We start from the raw sequence: 18524 nt of genomic DNA, 5'->3' as shown, positions 1-18524 counted from the left end.
CCGCCGATGGCCCGCCGGCCATGGCACGTCAAGGTCAACGCGCTCGTCGTCGCCTGGTTCCTCGCCGCCTTCGTCGTGGCCGTCGCCCACCGGTGGATCCCCGAGGCGAACTACCTCATGGTCCACCTCACGCTGCTCGGCGCGGTGACGACGGCGATCCTCATCTGGTCCGCCCACTTCGCCGACACCCTCCTCGGCCGGCCCGCGCCCGGCGGGCAGGGGCTGACGTTCGTCCGGCTCGGCGTGCACACGGTCTCGGCGGTCCTCGTCATCGTCGGCATCGCGACGAACCGGTGGCCGCTCGTCGTCGTCGGCGGTGTGGGGATCACGCTCGTCGCGCTCACCCATGTCGTCGTCATCCTCCTCCAGCGCCGCGGCGCGCTCATGGCCCGCTTCGGTGCGCTGTCCCTCTTCTACGTGTGCGCCGGGCTGTGCCTGGCCGTCGGCGTGTGGCTCGGCGTCATGCTCGCGCGCACGACGCCCTCGGCCGAGGTCGAGGGCCGCCTCTACACCGCGCACACGACGACGATGCTCCTCGGCTGGGTCGGTCTCACCGTGCTCGGCACGCTCGTCGTCCTGTGGCCCACGATGCTGCGTACGAAGATGGCCCCCGGCGCCCCGCTGGCCGCCCGCCGCGCGATGGTCGTCCTCGTCGCGGGCCTCGCGGTCATCTGGCTGGCCGCCGCGACGGATCTGCGCCTGCTCGTCGTCCTCGCCGTCGCCCTCTACCTCACCGGCGTCGTCCTCGTCGTCCGGCCGATGGTCACCATCGCCCGTGGCAAGCCCCCGCGCAGCTACGCCACCCTGAGTGCGACGATGGCCGTGTGCTGGCTGGTCGGCTGCCTCGCCACCCTCGCCGTGCTCGCCGCGACGGCGCCGGACTGGGCCATCCTCCGCGAGAGCCTCGGCATCCTCGCCGCTCCCTACGCCGCCGGCTTCGCGGCACAGGTGCTCCTCGGGGCGCTGAGCTACCTCGCGCCGGTCATGCTCGGCGGCGGCCCGCGCGTGGTCCGCCGCGTCAACGAGGAGATGGACCGTGCCGCGGGCGCCCGGATCGTCGTCGTCAACCTCAGCCTGCTCCTCTTCGTCCTCCCGCTGCCCAGCCTCGTGCGCGTGACGACCTCCCTCCTCGGGCTCGCCGGGCTGGCCTCCTTCCTCGTGCTCCTCGGGCGGGCGCTGTGGGCGCGCCGCCAGGCGGAGCGGGAGAGCTCCGGGGCGGTCATCGCTGCCTCGATCCGGACCGGGCCGCCGCCGGTCCCGCGCCGCCTCGGCGCGCTGTACGGCGCCGGAGCGGTGGCGCTCGCGGTCGTCCTCGGGGTGGCCGGGGACCCGGCCGCCGCCGGCTTCACCGGCGGCCCCGCCGACGACGACGTGGCCGCTACCGGCCGCACGACCATCGTGCGCGTGGAGGCCCAGGACATGCGTTTCGTCCCCGACGTCGTCGAGGTCCCCGCCGGTGACCGGCTCGTCATCGAGCTCGTCAACACCGACGACGACGTCCACGACCTCGTCCTGGACAACGGCGCCCGCTCGGGGCGGATGTCGGCGGGGGAGACCGTCGAGGTGGACCTCGGCGTCGTCGGGCGCGACGTCGGGGGTTGGTGCTCGGTCGCCGGGCACCGGCAGATGGGGATGACCCTCGACGTCGTCGCCGTCGGGGCGGCTCCCGGCACGGCCGCAGGGGACGCCGGGGACAGCGCGCACGACGACCACGCGCCGTCGTCGTCCGCCGACCCTGCCCGCGACCACCTCGACCTGCGCGCCGAGCCCTCCGAGGACTTCAGCGCCCACCCGGCGGAGCTGCCCCCGGCCCCCGCTGGCGAGCTCCACGAGGTCACCCTCACGGTCGGTGAGGTGACCGCGGAGGTGGCACCCGGCGTCGAGCAGGAGCTGTGGACCTTCAACGGCACGGCTCCCGGACCGACGCTGCGCGGCACGGTCGGTGACGTCTTCGAGATCACGCTCGTCAACGACGGCACGATCGGCCACTCCATCGACTTCCACGCCGGGGCGCTGGCCCCCGACGAGCCGATGCGCACGATCGCGCCGGGGGAGTCGCTCGTCTACCGGTTCACCGCCGAGCGGGCGGGCATCTGGATGTACCACTGCTCCACCGCGCCGATGTCGATGCACATCGCCCAGGGCATGTTCGGCGCCGTCATCATCGACCCGCCCGGCCTCGAGCCGGTGGACCGCGAGTACGTCCTCGTGCAGTCCGAGGTCTACCTCGGTGACATGGGCGGAACGGCCGACGCGGAGGCGATCGCGGACGAGCGGCCGGACCTCGTCGTCTTCAACGGCTACGCGAACCAGTACGACCACGAGCCGCTCACCGCCCGCGTCGGAGAGCGGGTGCGAGTGTGGGTCCTCGCGGCCGGGCCGAACCGGGGCTCCGCCTTCCACGTCGTCGGCGGGCAGTTCGACACGGTGTGGAGCGAGGGCGACTACCGGCTCGGCGGGCCCGCCGAGGTCGGTGGCCCGAGCGGCGGGGCGCAGGTCCTGCCGCTCGTGCCCGCCCAGGGCGGCTTCGTCGAGCTCGAGATGCCCGAGGCCGGCCACTACCCCTTCGTCTCCCACGCGATGGTCGACGCCGAGCGCGGCGCCCACGGGATCCTCCGGGTCACCGAGTAGGGCACCCCGGCGCGGCGGCGTCGCTCCACGTCACCGCGCCGCGGACGGCCCGTCCCCAGGGCGCGCCTCCGGCCCGGCCGTCCGTCACCGCCCGCCCCTAGCGTCGTCAGCACCGACGACGACGGGAGGCAGCGATGTGTGACGGCCGCAGGCTGAAGGAGGTGCTCGAGCACGATCTCGGGGGTCATCGAGCGCCACGGCCCAGATGATCTACGGGCGGGCCGGGCGGCCCGTCACGGGCCTGCAGCTCGGGTGGTCCGACCACCAGGGTTCAGTGACCGTGGGACCCGGCATGGGACGACGGGCGCCGCGGGCAGCAGCGGCTCCAGCCGGTTCGCCTTGTCATCCTCCGTCCTGGCCCTCGTGGCGCGTCGTCGGGACCCGGATCAGCACGGCCGCGCTCATCCCAGCTGGAAGGGCAGGCGGCGCAGCTCGGCGGTGGTCGCCCTGAGGGCCTCACGCGCACGCAGGCCCACGGCGTACTCACGGTCGCGGCGGGCGACGAGCACCGCCGCGAGGAACCGCTCGGGGTGGGTGCCCCACGGCGGTGGCGGGGCGACGAGCGGCTCCACCCGGGCGGCGAGCTGGCGGCCCAACTGCTCGCGTGAGGCAGGGTCGAGGGTGCCGGTGCGGTCGAGGAAGCGGCGCGCGGCCAGCGCCACGCCGTCGGGCATGGCGCGGATGTCGGCGGTACGGGCCCAGTCCTCGAGCTCGGGCGGCATGAGGAGCGGCGGCGCCTTGCGGTCCGCGCCCCGGGTCCGCACGGCGTAGGTGCCGGCGAGCAGGTCACCCAGCCGCTTGCCGCGGCCGTTGAGGAGCGCCGTCATCACAGCCACGGAGCCGGCCGTCAGCCACAGCTCCCCGAAGCCGGTGAGGGCGCGGATGAAGGCGTGCCGCATCCGGATGGGACCCCCATCGTCACGGACGATGCGGATGCCGGTGGCGACCTTGCCCAGGGAACGCCCCCGGCTCAGGGTCTCGACCACGGTGGGCGCGACGACGACGATCCCGGCGATCGTCGCGATCGACAGCATCGAGACTCGGGCCTCGTTGACGTCGGCGAGGCGGCCGAGGACACCGACCGCGAGGGCGACGAGCACGGCCGCGTAGGCAGCGGCGTCGATGAGCCCGCTGACCACGCGCAGGAGGAAGGCGGCGGGACGGACCTCCAGCGCCACGGCCTCACCGGTGATGATGAGGTCGTCGGCCAGCTGCGCCGCCTGCAGTGCACGGCCTGCGGAGTGCGCCGCGTGCGTGGTCATGTGTGGCAGGGTACCCGCGTGGACATCGACGCCTTCGCGGCCGTGCACCGCCCGGAGTGGGAGCGCCTGCGCGCGCTGTCCACGCGGCACCGGCTCACCGGCGCGCAGAGCGACGAGCTCGTCGCTCTCTACCAGGCCACGGCCGGTCACCTGTCCGCGCTGCGCACGTCCGCGCCCGACCCGCTGCTCGTCTCCGAGCTCTCCGGCCTGCTCGCCACCGCCCGCGGCCGGATCGCGGGCGCCCACGAGGCGCGGCTGTCCGACATCGCCCGCTTCTTCCTCCTCTCGCTGCCCGCCGCGTTCTACCGGGTGCGCTGGTGGACGGTGTGGGTGGGCCTCGCCTTCGTCATCGTCGGCGCCGTGAGCGGCTGGTGGGTGGCGACCAACCCGGCGGCGCTCGCGTCCATGGGCTCGCCCGCCGAGCTCGAGCAGTACGCGGAGGAGGCCTTTGCGGCCTACTACTCCAACTACCCCGCCGGCGACTTCGCCGGGCAGGTGTGGACGAACAACGCGTGGATCGCCGCGCAGTGCATCGCCCTGGGCATCACCGGCTTCTTCCCCGCCTACGTGCTCCTCGCCAACGCGGTCGGGGTCGGGGCCTCGGGGGGCGTCATGGCCGCCCACGGGCACCTCGACGTCTTCTTCGGCCTCATCCTGCCTCACGGGCTCATGGAGCTCACCGCGATCTTCATCGCCGCCGGCGCGGGCCTCAAGCTTTTCTGGGCGTGGGTGGCGCCGGGGCCGCGGACACGCTCGCGGGCCCTGGCGGAGGAGGGCCGCTCGCTGTTCACCGTCGCGCTGGGGCTCGTCCTCGTGCTCGCGGTGTCCGGCGTCGTCGAGGGTTTCGTCACCCCGTCGGGCCTGCCCACCTGGCTCAAGATCGCCATCGGCGCCCTCGTGCTCGCGGTCTACTGGGCCTACACCCTCGTCCTGGGCCGCCGCGCCGTGCGGGCGGGGGAGACCGGTGACCTCGAGGAGGACCTCGCCGGGCACGCCCTCGCCCAGGCGGGCTGATCACCACGCCGGGACGACCGTGATGCCCTCCCGTCGCAGGGTGCGGTGGAAGACGGGGTCGCGCAGGAGCCGCAGCTCCCACAGGCGCTTGCGGCCGTCCGCCGCCGGCAGCCGCGCCGCGGCCGACCGGGACGCCGGGTGCACCATGAGCTCCGACGTCCCCGGCGGCAGGCGCCGCAGCTGGGAGAGGACCTCGGCGCGCAGCTGCGGGTAGCTCAGCGTCAGCCGGCCCGGCAGCCACGCGCTGATGAGCACCTCGGGCAGCCGCACACCGAGCTCGTCGGCGCGGGCCACCGCTCCGCGGTGGGCCGTCCGCAGCCCGCGCGCCGCCATCCCGAGCACCGGCCCGAGCCGCCGCGGCAGCCGGAAGTCGAGCCCGTGGGCGGCGCAGAAGTCGACGGCGGTGTCCGCGAGCGAGCGCCCGTGCAGCCCGTAGAGCGTGCCGGAGTGGGAGTCGAGGGCGCGGGGACGCAGGCCCGCGGACCGCATCCACCCGAGCTGGGCGGCCATCTCGCGGGCGACGTCTGCGGGGATGGCCCGGTGCTCGGCGACGCCTCCCTGGACCGGGAGCGCGCCGTCGGGGTCGGTGAGCGAGTCGACGCCCGCGGCCAGGGGACGCCACCCGGCCCACTCGTGGCCGGTGGACAGGGCGACGTGGAGTCGAGGCTCGTCCAGACCCGCGGCGCGGAGGCGGCGGACGGCGTCCTCGGCGGCCGGCGCAACCGGGATGAGGGTAGTAGCCGAGACCAGCCCGTCGAGCATGAGGTCCACGATGGTGGCGTTGATGTCGGCGTCCGCCCCGAGGTCGTCCGCCGTGATGACGAGCTGGCGCTTCACGATGCTCACGGTAGGGCGGTCGCCCGGCGCCCGCACCCCGTCCCCCGGCGGGGGCGGCGCTACAGGCGTCCGGCGGCCTTGAGGGCGAGGTAGGTGTCGGCGAGGGCCGGGGGGAGGTCGTCCGGTGTCGCCTCGACGACCTCGACGCCGCGCCGCCGCAGCCGGGCCGCCGCGGCCGCCCGCTCCAGGCCGGCGCGCTCGGCGGCCGCGGCGTCGAAGACCTCCTCGCTCGTGCCGCGCCGGCGGCGGATCTCCTCGGCCTCGGCGTCCGCGGCGGAGGCGAGCACCACCTGGTGGTCCCGGGTCAGCGCCCCGACGACGGGCAGCAGGTCCGACATCACCGCGGCGGTGTCGAGCGCGGTGAGGAGGACGACGAGCGAGCGCTGGGAGAGGGTGTCGCGCACCACCTGGGTCACCGTCGGCCAGCTCACCTGGACGAGGGAGGCCTCGACCGTCGCGAGCCCCTCCGCGAGCGCCGACATGAGCCGGGGCCCCTGCACACCCGAGACCCGCGCCCGAACGGTGGAGTCGACGGCGACGACGTCCACCCGGTCACCGGCCCGCGACGCGAGCGCGGCGAGCAGGAGCGCCGCCTCGATCTGCGCCTCCAGCCGGGGCGCCTCCCCGAGCCGCGCCGCGGAGAGGCGGGAGGAGTCGACGACGATGAGGACGCGGCGGTCACGCTCGGGCCGCCACGTCCGCACGACGACGTCACCGCCGCGGGCGGTCGCCCGCCAGTCGATGGCGCGCGCGTCGTCGCCGATGACGTACTCGCGCAGGGAGTCGAACTCGGTGCCCTCGCCGCGGACGAGGACGGCGGCGCGGCCGTCCATCTCGCGCAGGCGGGCCAGCCGGGAGGGCAGGTGGCGGCGGGAGGTGAAGGCCGGCAGCACCCGCAGGCGCGCCGGGGCGGGCAGGGAACGCTGCCGGGCGGCGAGGCCCAGCGGCCCGTGGCAGCGCAGCGTGACGAGATCGGCCTCCCGGTCACCGCGCCGGGTGGGGCGCAGCGCGGTCCGCACCCGCCGCGCCTCGCCGGCGGGCACCGTGAGGCGGTGCCGGTTGCGCTCCGCCCCCGCCGAGGGCACCCACGCGTCCCTCACGAGCAGCCGCGCCGGGCGGCTGCCGGTGTTGACGACGGTGAGCGTCGACGTCGCCGGCTCGCCCAGCCGCACCGAGTGCGGGACCTGCCGCTCGCGCCGCAGGGCCCGCGGCGAGGCGGCGAGGACGAGGTCGGCGACCACCGCCAGGACGAGCAGCGCCACCCACGCGACCACGGTCGTCGTGCGCGGGACGAGCAGCACCGGAAGGAGGCCGGCGGCGGCGACAAGGACGGCGCGCCGGGTCAGCGCCATGTCGACTCCTTCGCCGGCACCGCGCGGGCTGGGTCCGGCTGTCGGCGGGAGAGGCGGTGGCACGCGCGGGCGAGATCCGGCTGTCGGCACGAGGGCTGGGGGCGTGCGGGCGCGATCCAGCTGTCGGCGAAGCGGGGGCTGGACATGACGACGGTCAGCGGGGGACGGGGACGGTGCGCAGCACGCCGTCCAGGACGGTCTCGGCGGTCACGCCCTCGAGCTCGGCCTCCGCGCGCAGCTGGACGCGGTGGCGCAGGGTCGCGTGCGCGAGCGCCTTGACGTCGTCCGGGGTGACGTAGTCGCGGCCGGTGAGCCAGGCCCACGCGCGCGCGGTGGCGAGCAGCGCCGTCGCCCCGCGCGGGGACACGCCCAGGGAGAGCGACGGCGAGGTGCGGGTCGCCCGGCAGATGTCGACGACGTAGCCGAGCACCTCGGGCGCGACCTGGACGCGGGCGACCTCCTCGCGGGCGGCGGCGAGGTCCGCCGGCCCGGCGACCGGGCGCACGCCCGCCCCGGCAAGGTCACGCGGGTCGAAGGCGTGCGCGTGCCGGTTGAGCACCTCGATCTCGTCGCTGCGCTCGGGCAGCGGGACGAGGAGCTTGAGGAGGAAGCGGTCCAGCTGCGCCTCGGGCAGCGGGTAGGTGCCCTCGTACTCGACCGGGTTCTGGGTGGCGACGACCATGAAGGGGTCGGGCAGTGGGCGCGGCCGGCCGTCGACCGACACCTGCCGCTCCTCCATCGCCTCGAGGAGCGAGGCCTGCGTCTTCGGGGGCGTGCGGTTGATCTCGTCGGCGAGCATGAGGTTGGTGAAGACGGGGCCCTCACGGAAGGAGAACTCCGCGGTGCGTGAGTCGTAGACGAGGGAGCCGGTGACGTCACCGGGCATGAGGTCGGGGGTGAACTGGATGCGGGTCGTGGCCATGTCCAGGCTCGCCGCGAGCGTGCGCACGAGGAGGGTCTTGGCCACCCCGGGCACGCCCTCGAGCAGGACGTGGCCGCGGCACAGCAGCCCGATGACGAGGCCGGTCACCGCCGCCTCCTGACCGACGACGGCCTTGCCCACCTCCTGGCGGAGCGCGGCCAGCCGGGCACGCGGGGAGTCGGGCGCCGGCGCGGGGGGCGGCGGCGGGACGGGCGCCTGCGGCGGCAGGGGCTGGGGGCTGGGGGTGCTCACGACGGGTGGACCTCGCTTTCCAGGGTGTCGAGCTCGCGGGTGAGTCGGGTGAGCCCGGCGTCGGACGTCGGTGGTGGGCCGTACAGGAGTGAGCCGACCGCGGCCTCCTCGCGCCCGGTGGCGCGGGCGACGGCGGCGACGAGGACCTCGGCCCGCGCCGAGGGCGGTACGCCGAGCCGGGCGGCCACCCGGGTGGCGCAGCCGGCGCGCAGCCCGGCCGCCGCGTGGGCGTGGTCGCGGGCACGGCGGTACAGCCGCCCCCGCCCGAGGGTGGTCTCCGCGGAGCGCACGACGACGGGCATCGGCTCGGTCACCACCCGCCCCAGCCGCCGCCCGCCCCACAGGACGACGACGACGGCGAGCACGAGCAGCTGCAGGCCCAGCACCCGGACGGTGGGCGGGACGAGTGCGGCCGTGCCACCGGCGCCGTCGTCGCCCACGGTGTCCCCGACGGTCGGCAGGTACCAGATGAGCTGCTCGTTGCCGCCGAGCAGGCGCAGCACGAGGGCGGCGTTGCCGGCGTCGGCGAGGTGCTCGTTGCTCAGCAGGGTGGCGTCGGCGAGCACGGCGACGTCGCGGCCGTCCTGCTCCCAGGTGGCGAGGGCACCGGCGTCCTCGGCGGTGGGGAAGCAGAGCTCGACGTCGTCGCCCCGGGCTACGACACCGCCGACGCTGCGGGACAGGGTGCCGGCGGCCGTCGCGTCCGGGTCCGCGCACGCGGCGGCGACGGGGACGTCGCTGCCCACGGGGGAGGGCTCGACCCGGTCGGTGAGCGGCTCGAGGTCGGGCAGGAAGGTGGGCTGGCCGAGGACGAGGTCCGCGCCGGTGTCGCGCACGGCGGCGAGCTGGTCGTCGTCGAGCCGCCCGGTGGCCGTGACGAGCAGGGTGGCGCCGGGCCCGGCGACCCGGATGGCGTCGGCGGTCGTCGAGACGGTGCGGACCCGCACGCCCTGCTCGCGCAGGATCGTCGCGGCGGCCTGCGCGCCGGCCGGCTGCGGGTTGTCCGGGGCGAGCGGCACCGCGGACGTCGACCCGCGGCCGACGACGATCGCGACCACCGCGGCGACGGCGACGAGCGCCGCGACGACGAGGAACAGCACCGGCCGCCGGCTGCGGACGGGCGTCTCCTGCGCGAGGACCTCCGTGCTCATCGCACCGCGGCCCACGTCGCGCCCACGGCCACCGGGCCGACGGGCCGGCTGCGCGCGACGGCGGCGGCGAGCTCGCGCAGGCGGGCGTCCTCCCCCTGCCCGGGCGTGGCCGAGCCGTAGCAGACGTCGTCGAAGAGACGCCCGGCCCACACGAGCCCGTCCGCGCAGTCGGGCAGCAGGCGGGCGGCGGCCGTGCTCGCCTCGTGGGCGGTGAACCCCGGGCGGTCGTCGAGGACCGCGCGCTCGTCGAGGGAGCGGATGACGGCGCGGAAGCGCATGAGGACCGCCTGTGCCCAGTCGCGGCGCCGGGCCGCGGCGTCGGCGGCGGCGGTGAGGTCCTCGCTCGTGGCGTCGGCGTCGTCGAAGACGGCGTGGGAGGTGCCCGGCGCGCCACGGCGGCGGGCCCGGAGGGGACCCGCGAGGTAGAGGACGACGACGAGCAGGACGGCGGCCCCGACGACGACGAGGAGCGGCACGAGCCCGGACGGCGCGCTCACGTCGAGCTCGACCAGCCGTTGCAGCTGCTCGAGGAACCACGCCCAGGCGCGCTCGAGGAGGTTCGGCTCGTCATGGTAGACGCTGCGCGAGAGCTCCTCCTGCGCCCAGCGGCGCGCCTCGTCCGCGTCCGGCTCGACGGGCACTCCCAGCCGCGCGCTCATCCGCCCTGCGCCGCGCGGGCGAGCTCGACGTCCAGGCCCTCCTTGCGCATCCGCACGTCGATGTAGAGGAGGGCGAGGACGGCGGCCATGACCGGGATGGACACCGCCGAGCCGACGAGCTGACCGATCGAGGACAGGATGAGCGGCAGCGTGATGTCACCTTGCACCGCGAAGACGGTGCCGAGCATCGAGAACGGCACCGACAGGATGCTCACGAGGATCGTCACGAGGACGACGGTGAGGAGCATGATCCCGAAGAGCCGCCAGAAGCTGCCGCGCGTGAGGCGCCAGGAGCGGGCGATGGAGGCCAGGACGCCGGTCCCCTCGAGCATGATCACGCAGGTGGCGAGCATGAGCCGGACGGCGAAGAACGCGAGGATGCCGGCCAGGAGCAGGAGGAGGAGGGGCACGAGGACGACGAGGACGAGGACGCCGTCGCCGGAGACCTCGGCGAGCGCGACGGCGAGGGCGATGACGAGCGCGGTCGCCCCGACGACGGCCACCACCCCGGCGGTGCCGAGGAGGAGGGAGAGGACGACGAGCCGCCACAGGCGGCCCCGCGCCCGCTGCCACACCTCGCCCAGGGTGATCGTGCGGCCCAGCACGGACTCGCTGACCGAGAGGATCGCCAGGCCCTCGAGGACGAGGGTGGCGAGGCTGACGGCGGCGGAGCTGAGGAGCACGCCGGCCATGGACCCGACGCTGAAGAAGGCCTCGAGCTCGACGACGCCCGCCTGGGCGGCACGCTCGATCCGGCCGAAGGCCGCCGCGGTGAAGGCGAGCTGGACGACGGCCCCGAGGCCGACGACGATGATCGCCAGCCCGAACATCACGAGCGGGTTGCTGCGGATGGCGCGGAAGGCGCCGTCGTAGATCTCCCCGAGGGTGAGCGGGCGCAGCGGGACGATGCCGGGCTGCACCGCCGCCGGGACGAAGCCGGGGCCGTAGTAGCCGCCCTGCCCGGGGGACTGGCCGTACTGGCCGTACTGCCCCGGCGGCGGGAGGGGCTGGCCGTACTGCCCGTAGTCACCGGGGGGCGGGACCGGCTGCGCGCCGTCCTGCCCGGACGGTGGCACCGGCGGCTGGCCGTACTGGCCGTACTGGCCGGGCGCGGGCACACCAAAGGGCTGGGACGCCGGCTCTGGCTGGCCTGGTTCCTGGCTCATCGATCCCTCCGCACTCTGTAGCGGTCATCGTGCCACGGACGGGTGCCGGCCCGGGGCGGTGGTGCACGACATGGCCCGGGGCTCACCGGATTCGGCGCCGTGGGTGCGACGATAGTGGGCATGAACGCTCGAATTCTCGTGGTCGACGACGACACCGCGCTCGCCGAGATGATCGGCATCGTGCTGCAGGGCGAGGGCTACGACACCGTCACCTGTCCCGACGGCTCACAGGCCCTGGAGATGTTCCGCGCCGAGGAGCCGGACCTCGTGCTCCTCGACCTCATGCTCCCGGGGCTCGACGGCATCGAGGTGTGCAGGCTCATCCGCGCGGAGTCCGGCGTCCCGGTCGTCATGCTCACGGCCAAGTCCGACACCATCGACGTCGTCGCGGGCCTCGAGGCCGGGGCGGACGACTACATCCCCAAGCCCTTCAAGCCCAAGGAGCTCGTCGCGCGGGTCAAGACCCGGCTGCGCCGCACGACCGGCCCGCAGACCGAGCGCCTCACCATCGGGGACCTCGCCATCGACGTCGCCGGCCACCAGGTCACGAGGAACGGGGAGCCGATCGCGCTCACCCCGCTCGAGTTCGACCTCCTCCTCGCGCTGGCCCGCAAGCCCTGGCAGGTGTTCAGCCGCGAGGTGCTCCTCGAGCAGGTCTGGGGCTACCGGCACGCCGCGGACACCCGGCTCGTCAACGTCCACGTCCAGCGCCTGCGCGCGAAGATCGAGAAGGACCCGGAGAACCCCGAGGTCGTCGTCACCGTCCGCGGCGTCGGGTACCGGGCGGGCAGCACGCAGCGGTGAGGGCCGCGCCGCAGGAGGAGCCCGGCGCCCGCGGGTGGGCCGGTCGCGTCGTCGACCGCTGGCGCTCCTCGCTGCGGCTGCGGGTCTCGACGACGACGGTGCTCGTCGGCGTCGCGGCCCTCGTCCTCCTCGGTGCGGTCGTCACCGTCACCATCCGCGACGGTCTGTTCGAGGCGCGCCGCGACGAGATCCTCGCCGACGCCGCGGCCCGCACCCGCTCGGCGCAGCAGAGCTTCGACGCCGCGATCGCCAACACCGCCCCCCAGGTCCAGGAGCTGGCCTACAACCTCGTCGCGGGCAGCCGCGCGGGCGGCGGCGGGGTCGTCGGCAGCATGCTGCTGCGCAGCCCCGAGGAGTCCGCCCAGGTGCTCATCAACGACGCGGTGCTCCCCGAGCGCCTCCTCGACGGCGCCGTCCTCACCGAGGAGATGCGGGCGGCCGTCGCGGCCGGCGGGCAGCACTGGCAGTCGATCTCCCTGCCGCTGAGCACCGGTGGGGGCCCGGGCATCATCGTCGGCGCGGAGGTGACGCTCCCCGTCGCCGGCACCCACGAGCTGTACACCGTCTACACCCTCGTCCCGGAGGAGGACACCCTCACCCTCGTCATCCAGGTGCTCAGCGCCGGGGCCGTCGTCCTGCTCATCTTCCTCGGCGCGATGACGTGGTTCATCGCCCAGCGCGTCCTCGGCCCGGTGCGGCAGGCGGCGCGCACGGCCGAGCGGCTCGCCGACGGCCTCCTCGACGAGCGGCTCGACGTCCACGGGCACGACGAGCTCGCCACCCTGGGGCGCACCTTCAACGAGATGGCCGAGAGCCTGCAGGACCAGATCGAGCGGATGGCTGAGCTGTCCCGCCTCCAGCAGCGCTTCGTCTCCGACGTCTCCCACGAGCTGCGCACGCCCCTGACGACGATCCGGATGGCGAGCGAGGTCCTCCACGCCAACCGGGACAGCTTCGACCCCGCCGTGCGCCGCTCCGCCGAGCTGCTCCAGACCCAGCTCGACCGCTTCGAGCAGATGCTCGCCGACCTCCTCGAGATCAGCCGCTTCGACGCCGGGGCGGCGCTGCTCGACGTCGAGGAGCGCGACCTGCAGGACGTCGTCGCCCACGCCGTCGAGATGGCCGCGCCGCTCGCCGAGCGCACCGGCTCACGGGTCACCGTCACCGGCCCCGGCCGGCCCTGCACTGCCGACATGGACCCGCGGCGCGTGGACCGCATCGTGCGCAACCTCCTCGTCAACGCGATCGAGCACGGGGAGGGGCGGCCCATCGACATCGAGGTCGGCGTCAACGAGGTCGCCGTCGCCGTCGTCGTCCGCGACCACGGCACCGGCATGACGCCGGAGGCCGCCAGCCACGTCTTCGACCGCTTCTGGCGGGCCGACCCGGCCCGCGCCCGCACCACCGGCGGCACCGGCCTGGGCCTGTCGATCTCCCTGGAGGACGCCCGTCTCCACGGCGGCACCCTGGAGGCCTGGGGCCGGCCGGACGAGGGCGCCGCCTTCCGCCTCACGCTGCCGCGGCGGGCCGGTCTCGTCATCTCCTCCTCCCCGCTCCCGCTCCACCCGGGGGAGGCGCCGGTCGCCCCCGCCGACGACGGCGCCGGCCCCACCTCCGTGCCCGACCTCGAGAACCTGGGGGGCCGATGACCACCGCGCCCACGCGCCGCCGGGTGGCCGCCCGTCTCGCGGCCGCCGTCACGGCCGCCCTCCTCACCGCCGCCGGCTGCGTGAGCCTGCCCGACTCCGGGCCGGTCAACGCCGCGGACCCCGTCCCGCAGGCGGGCAGCTCGGTGGCCCTCCTCGCCTACGGGCCCACACCGGACGCGACCGCCAACCAGATCGTCCAGGGCTTCCTCCGCGCCGTGGCCGCCGGTGCGGGCGACGAGTTCGCCGTCGCCCGCGAGTACCTCGCCGGGCCGGCCGCCGAGACGTGGAACCCGCGCGCCCAGGTGCGGGTCTACACCGCCCGCGACATCACCTACTCGCAGGCCGAGGACGGCGCCGTCCGGGCCAGCGCCGTGGCCGACGCGAGCGTCGACGCCCAGGGCCGCTACACCGAGGCCTCGCCCGACTCCGTCATCGAGCTCGACTTCACCCTCGCCCGCACCGCCGACGGGCAGTGGCGCATCGTCGACCTCGACGACGGCATCCTCGTCTCGCCCGTGGTCTTCGAGGCCCAGTACGACCAGTACAAGCTCTACTTCCTCAGCCCCGACGGCGAGGCGCTCGTCCCCGAGGCGCGGTGGTACCCGGACCGAAGCGCCTCCACGCTCATCGTGCGCCACCTGCTCGAGGGGCCCTCGCCGTGGCTGGCCGGCGGTGTCACCACCGCCGTGCCCACCGGGACCCGGCTGGGGGAGGACTCCGTCACGGTCGCCGAGGGCGTCGCGGTCGTCGACCTCACCTCCGAGCCGCTGGCCGCCGACCCGGCGCAGCGCGCCCTCATGGTCGCCCAGATCCAGGAGTCGCTGCGCACCGTCGCGGCGGTCCAGACGGTCGACGTGCGGGTGGGCGGCAGCCGGCTCCCCGTCGAGGTGGAGACGCCCCAGCTGCTGCGCAACCCCTACGTCACCGGCAACCCGCTGGTCGTCGCGGAGGGGCAGGTGCAGCACTTCACCGGCTCCGAGCTCCTCCCGCTCCCCGAGTCGGCGATCGTCGACGACCCGCACTCACCAGCGCTCCCGTACGACGACTCGGCCGGGCGACCCGTGGTCCTGGACGGCACCGACCGCCTCGTGCGCCTCCCCAGCGAGGACGACGGCGGGGCGCTGCTCCTCACGGGCAGCAACCTCATCCCGCCGTCCGTCGACCGGCACGGCTGGGTGTGGACCACGCCGCGCGCCGGGGACGGCAGGCTGCGCGCGGTCCAGCCCAACGGCGTCGTCACCGAGGTGGACGCGAGCTGGCTCGAGGGCGCCCAGGTGCTCGCGGTCCGGATCTCCCGGGACGGCACGCGCGCCGTCGTCGTGCGGAGGAACAACGACGTCGCGCACGTCGAGGTCGCCGCGGTCCTGCGCGACGCCGACTCCCGGCCGCTCGCGCTGGGCGACCCGGTGCGCGTGGGGGAGGCGCTCACCGACGCGCTCACGGCCACCTGGGTGGACGAGCAGACGGTCGGGGTGCTCGGGACGAGCGGCGGGGAGCCGGCCGTGGCCGTCCACCTCGTGACGATCGGCGGGCCGACCACCGACCTGCCGCCCGTCGCGGACGCCACCCGGCTCACCGCCGCCACCGGTGACCGGACGATTCTCGTGGGGACCGGGACCGGGGAGCTGTACGAGCGCAACGGCCTGGGCTGGACCCTCACCGCCAGCGACGTCCGCGACCCCGCCTACCCCGGCTGACACCCCGGCCACCACCCCGCCGACAGCCGGCTCCCGCGTCCACGGCTCGTCCCGCCGGCCGGTCACCGCTGCTCCACAGAGCTCTGTCGAGCGGCCGGACGCGCCCTCGGCGCTCCGCGCCCGGCAGGCTCCGGCCGTCCCGGCCCACGCTGGTGCCATGGCACGCCCCTCGTCCGGCCGTCCCGCCCCCTCCGCCCGCTCGGCGCGTGCCCTGGCGGAGGCGCTCGCCCTCGTGCTGCCCGCGGACTGCGCCGGCTGCGGGGCCTGGGACGTCGCGGTCTGCCCCACCTGCCGCGAGCTCGTCTCCCTCACCCCGGTCCGCAGCGACTGGGACGCGCCCATGCTCTGCCTGCCCGGGGATGCCGGACCGCTCCTTCCGGTCTGGTCCCTCGCCGACTACGCCGGCCCGGTCCGCGGGCTCGTCGTCGCATGGAAGCGCACCGGCCGGGCGGACGTCGCCCGGGTGCTCCTCGAGCGTGCCGCTCGCGGCGCGAGGGTGTGGGCGCACGACCCGGACCTCGTGCTGAACGGCGCCGACGCCGTCGTCGTCGTGCCCGCACCCTCGGGGCTGCGGCGCCGGCTGCGCGGGGCGCTCGTCGCCGGGGACCTCGCCGACGCCGTCGCCGCCGGGATCGCCGCGTCCGGTGCCGTCGCGCCCGGGCGGGCGGTGCGCTCGGCGGACCTCCTGCGGCGGCACGGCGGCCGGCGCCACCAGTCGGGCCTCGGCCTCCGGGCCCGTGCCCGCAACCGGGGCGACGCCGTGCGGGTGCTGGCCGGTCCCGGGCCGGGTGACGTCGTCGTCCTCGTCGACGACGTCCTCACCACCGGCTCCACCCTCGCCTCCTGCGCGCGGGCGCTCGTCGCCGCCGGCACCCGCGTGGTGGGCGCGCTCGTCCTCGCGGCCACCCCGCCGCCGGGGCGGACGCCGCCACCCGCGCGGTAGAGGGCGGGACCGGCATCCCAGGTCACCGGAGCGAACCTCGACTACCGTTCATGTATGGACGCCCTCTCGCCCCGCCGGTCGCTGCCGGAGGTCCGCGAGCTCCGAGGAGAGGAGGTGCCAGACAGCTTCCTCAACCGCCACAGCAGGCGGGACGCACCAGGAGCCGACTAGGTTCCACTCTCTCTACGGAGGTCACCATGGACATCGCCGTTGTTGCCCGTAACACCGAGGTCGCGGAGCGTTTCCGCACGCACCTGGAGGAGAAGCTCTCGAAGGTCGAGCAGCTCGCCCCCCGCGCGCACCGCATCGAGGTGGAGATCACCCGGGAGCAGAACCCCCGGCTGGCCGACCAGGCCGAGCGCGTGGAGCTCACGGTGATCGACCGGGGCCCGACCGTCCGGGCGGAGGCCGCCGCGGACGACCGGTACGCCGCCCTGGACATGGCGACGACGAAGCTCATGGAGCGCCTGCGCCGATCACGCGACCGGCGCAAGAACCACCACCGGCGCGACGCCGCGAAGGCGCCGGCGCCCATGCCTGACACCCTCCCCGAGGCCCTCGAGGAGGAGGCGCCCAGCGCGCCGACCCCGCCCACCGAGCCGGGGGTCGCCGTCGAGGCCCAGCTCGGGGACTCGCCGGTCATCGTGCGCCAGAAGCTGCACGACGCCACCCCGATGACCGTCGACCAGGCCCTCTACGAGATGGAGCTGGTCGGCCACCCGTTCTACCTCTTCATCGACGAGGAGACGAAGCAGCCCTGCGTGGTCTACCACCGCCACGGCTGGACGTACGGGATCATCCGGCTCAACCACGAGATGCACGCCCAGGACTGACGAGCACGACGACGGCGGGCCGCGGCACACGTCGCGGCCCGCCGTCGCGCCCGGCCCGGTAGCGTCACCCGGGTGACGCGCACGCTGAGCCTCGCCCAGGCCCGCCGGGTGGCGATCGCTGCCCAGGGCCTGGACCGCCCCCGGCCGCAGGCCGTGACGATGCGTCACCTCACGGCCACCCTCGACCGCATCGGGCTGCTCCAGATCGACTCGGTCAACGTCCTCGCCCGCGCGCACCTGCTCCCGCTCCTCGCCCGCCTGGGGCCCTACGACACGGCGCTCCTCGACCGTGCCTCCGGCCGCGCGCCGCGGCGGATGGTCGAGGCCTGGGCCCACGAGGCCTCCTACCTGCCGGTCGAGACATACCCGCTCGTCGCGGGGACGCGTCGGCGCTGGGCGGGCATGGACCCCGCCGTCCTCGAGGAGCGCCATCCCGGCCTGCTGCGGCTCGTGCGCGAGGTCGTCGCCGAGCGCGGGCCGTTGACGGGCCGCGAGGTCGAGGCGTTCGTCGACGCGCGCTACACCGAGCGCGGCGAGGGCTGGGGATGGCGCTGGAGCGCGGCCAAGACGGCCCTCGAGACGCTCTTCGACGCGGGGGAGCTCACCGCCGCCCGCCGCAACGCCCAGTTCGAGCGGGTCTACGACCTCACCGAGCGCGTGCTGCCGCCGCACGTCCGCGACCGGCCCGCGCCGGCGCCCGAGGACGCCGTCCGCGAGCTCGTCAGGATCTCCGCCCGCGCCCACGGCGTGGGCACGCTGCGCTGCCTCGCGGACTACTTCCGCCTCGGCCAGCGCGTCACCCGCCGCGCGGTCGACGAGCTCGTGGACGCCGGTGAGCTCCTTCCGGTGACCGTCGCCGGCTGGGACCGTCCCGCCTGGATGCACGAGGCCGCCCGGGTCCCCCGGCGCACCCCGGCCCGCGCCCTCCTCGCGCCCTTCGACCCCCTCGTCTTCGAGCGGCGCCGCCTGCTCGAGCTCTTCGGCATGCACTACCGCATCGGCATCTACACCCCCGCCCACCTGCGCACGCACGGCTACTACGTCCTGCCCTTCCTCCTCGGGGAGCACCTCGTCGCCCGGGCCGACCTCAAGCACGACCGCGACACGGCACGGCTCCTCGTGCGCAGCACCTTTTTCGAGCAGCCCGGGCCCGGTGACGCCGCCACCTGGCCCGCACCCGCCGTCGTCGTCGCGGAGCTGGCCGCCGAGCTCGCAACGACGGCGCGGTGGCTGGGTGCTCACGCCGTCGCCGTGGACGCCGCCGCGGCCGGTGACCTCGCCCGTCCGCTCGGAGCGGAACTGGACAGGGTTCGGCAGACGGACGCAGACGTTTACCATTGACGGCAGGCGTG

15 protein-coding genes are annotated in these 18524 nt (G+C 75.4%); 8 read left to right on the top strand and 7 right to left on the bottom strand.

Annotation, left to right across the window (positions count from 1 at the left end; all coding sequences use genetic code 11):
* The first annotated feature begins 6 nt into the window (after window positions 1-6).
* On the top strand, window positions 7-2631 hold the full coding sequence (locus M3148_RS08475) for a multicopper oxidase domain-containing protein (RefSeq protein WP_251304238.1): 2625 nt from the start codon (window positions 7-9) through the stop codon (window positions 2629-2631).
* Window positions 2632-3032: 401 nt separating this feature from the next.
* Here the strand turns inward: M3148_RS08475 and M3148_RS08470 are convergent, their stop codons facing one another.
* Window positions 3033-3893: an RDD family protein gene (locus tag M3148_RS08470; protein ID WP_251304237.1), complete on the bottom strand. Its 861-nt coding sequence runs from the start codon at window positions 3891-3893 to the stop codon at window positions 3033-3035.
* An 18-nt stretch (window positions 3894-3911) separates the two neighbouring features.
* Between M3148_RS08470 and M3148_RS08465 the strand changes: the two genes are divergently transcribed.
* The gene (locus tag M3148_RS08465; protein ID WP_251304236.1) at window positions 3912-4907 is read left to right on the top strand and encodes a stage II sporulation protein M; all 996 of its coding nucleotides are present in this window, start codon (window positions 3912-3914) and stop codon (window positions 4905-4907) included.
* Here M3148_RS08465 and M3148_RS08460 read toward each other — a convergent pair whose 3' ends face one another.
* The 6 genes from M3148_RS08460 to M3148_RS08435 form a co-directional block, all read right to left on the bottom strand.
* The gene (locus M3148_RS08460) at window positions 4908-5744 is read right to left on the bottom strand and encodes a carbohydrate deacetylase (RefSeq protein ID WP_251304235.1); all 837 of its coding nucleotides are present in this window, start codon (window positions 5742-5744) and stop codon (window positions 4908-4910) included.
* A gap of 59 nt (window positions 5745-5803) precedes the next feature.
* Window positions 5804-7096 (bottom strand): DUF58 domain-containing protein, encoded by a 1293-nt coding sequence (locus M3148_RS08455; protein WP_251304234.1) that lies wholly within the window; start codon window positions 7094-7096, stop codon window positions 5804-5806.
* Window positions 7097-7250: 154 nt separating this feature from the next.
* Window positions 7251-8270 carry an AAA family ATPase gene (locus tag M3148_RS08450; protein WP_440136910.1) on the bottom strand — a complete coding sequence of 340 codons (1020 nt, stop codon included), beginning with the start codon at window positions 8268-8270 and terminating at the stop codon, window positions 7251-7253.
* The gene (locus M3148_RS08445; protein WP_251304233.1) at window positions 8267-9421 is read right to left on the bottom strand and encodes a DUF4350 domain-containing protein; all 1155 of its coding nucleotides are present in this window, start codon (window positions 9419-9421) and stop codon (window positions 8267-8269) included. The genes M3148_RS08450 and M3148_RS08445 overlap by 4 nt, the downstream gene beginning before the upstream one ends.
* Window positions 9418-10080 carry a DUF4129 domain-containing protein gene (locus M3148_RS08440; protein WP_251304232.1) on the bottom strand — a complete coding sequence of 221 codons (663 nt, stop codon included), beginning with the start codon at window positions 10078-10080 and terminating at the stop codon, window positions 9418-9420. The genes M3148_RS08445 and M3148_RS08440 overlap by 4 nt, the downstream gene beginning before the upstream one ends.
* Window positions 10077-11246, bottom strand: coding sequence for a glycerophosphoryl diester phosphodiesterase membrane domain-containing protein (locus tag M3148_RS08435; protein ID WP_251304231.1), 1170 nt, complete (start codon window positions 11244-11246; stop codon window positions 10077-10079). The genes M3148_RS08440 and M3148_RS08435 overlap by 4 nt, the downstream gene beginning before the upstream one ends.
* 120 nt (window positions 11247-11366) lie before the next feature.
* Between M3148_RS08435 and mtrA the strand changes: the two genes are divergently transcribed.
* From mtrA to M3148_RS08405, 6 genes are all read left to right on the top strand, one after another.
* Window positions 11367-12050, top strand: coding sequence for an MtrAB system response regulator MtrA (gene mtrA / locus M3148_RS08430; protein ID WP_251304230.1), 684 nt, complete (start codon window positions 11367-11369; stop codon window positions 12048-12050).
* Window positions 12047-13699, top strand: a complete 1653-nt coding sequence (gene mtrB, locus M3148_RS08425) for an MtrAB system histidine kinase MtrB (RefSeq protein WP_251304229.1) — start codon at window positions 12047-12049, stop codon at window positions 13697-13699. Before mtrA ends, mtrB begins: the two co-directional genes overlap by 4 nt.
* A complete protein-coding gene (locus tag M3148_RS08420) occupies window positions 13696-15396 on the top strand; it encodes an LpqB family beta-propeller domain-containing protein (protein WP_251304228.1) in 1701 nt (566 codons plus the stop codon). Before mtrB ends, M3148_RS08420 begins: the two co-directional genes overlap by 4 nt.
* A gap of 157 nt (window positions 15397-15553) precedes the next feature.
* Entirely contained in the window at window positions 15554-16339 is a 786-nt protein-coding gene (locus M3148_RS08415) for a ComF family protein (protein ID WP_251304227.1), read from the top strand.
* Between the two features lie 197 nt (window positions 16340-16536).
* Window positions 16537-17172, top strand: a complete 636-nt coding sequence (hpf, locus tag M3148_RS08410; RefSeq protein WP_251304226.1) for a ribosome hibernation-promoting factor, HPF/YfiA family — start codon at window positions 16537-16539, stop codon at window positions 17170-17172.
* 72 nt (window positions 17173-17244) lie between these two features.
* Window positions 17245-18513: a winged helix-turn-helix domain-containing protein gene (locus tag M3148_RS08405; RefSeq protein WP_251304225.1), complete on the top strand. Its 1269-nt coding sequence runs from the start codon at window positions 17245-17247 to the stop codon at window positions 18511-18513.
* Window positions 18514-18524: the final 11 nt, after the last annotated feature.

The sequence above is a fragment of the Georgenia satyanarayanai genome (assembly GCF_023715365.1).
Lineage (GTDB): Bacteria > Actinomycetota > Actinomycetes > Actinomycetales > Actinomycetaceae > Oceanitalea > Oceanitalea satyanarayanai_B.
Note: the sequence above shows the minus strand (reverse complement) of the source record. Positions and strands in the feature narration are given on the sequence as shown.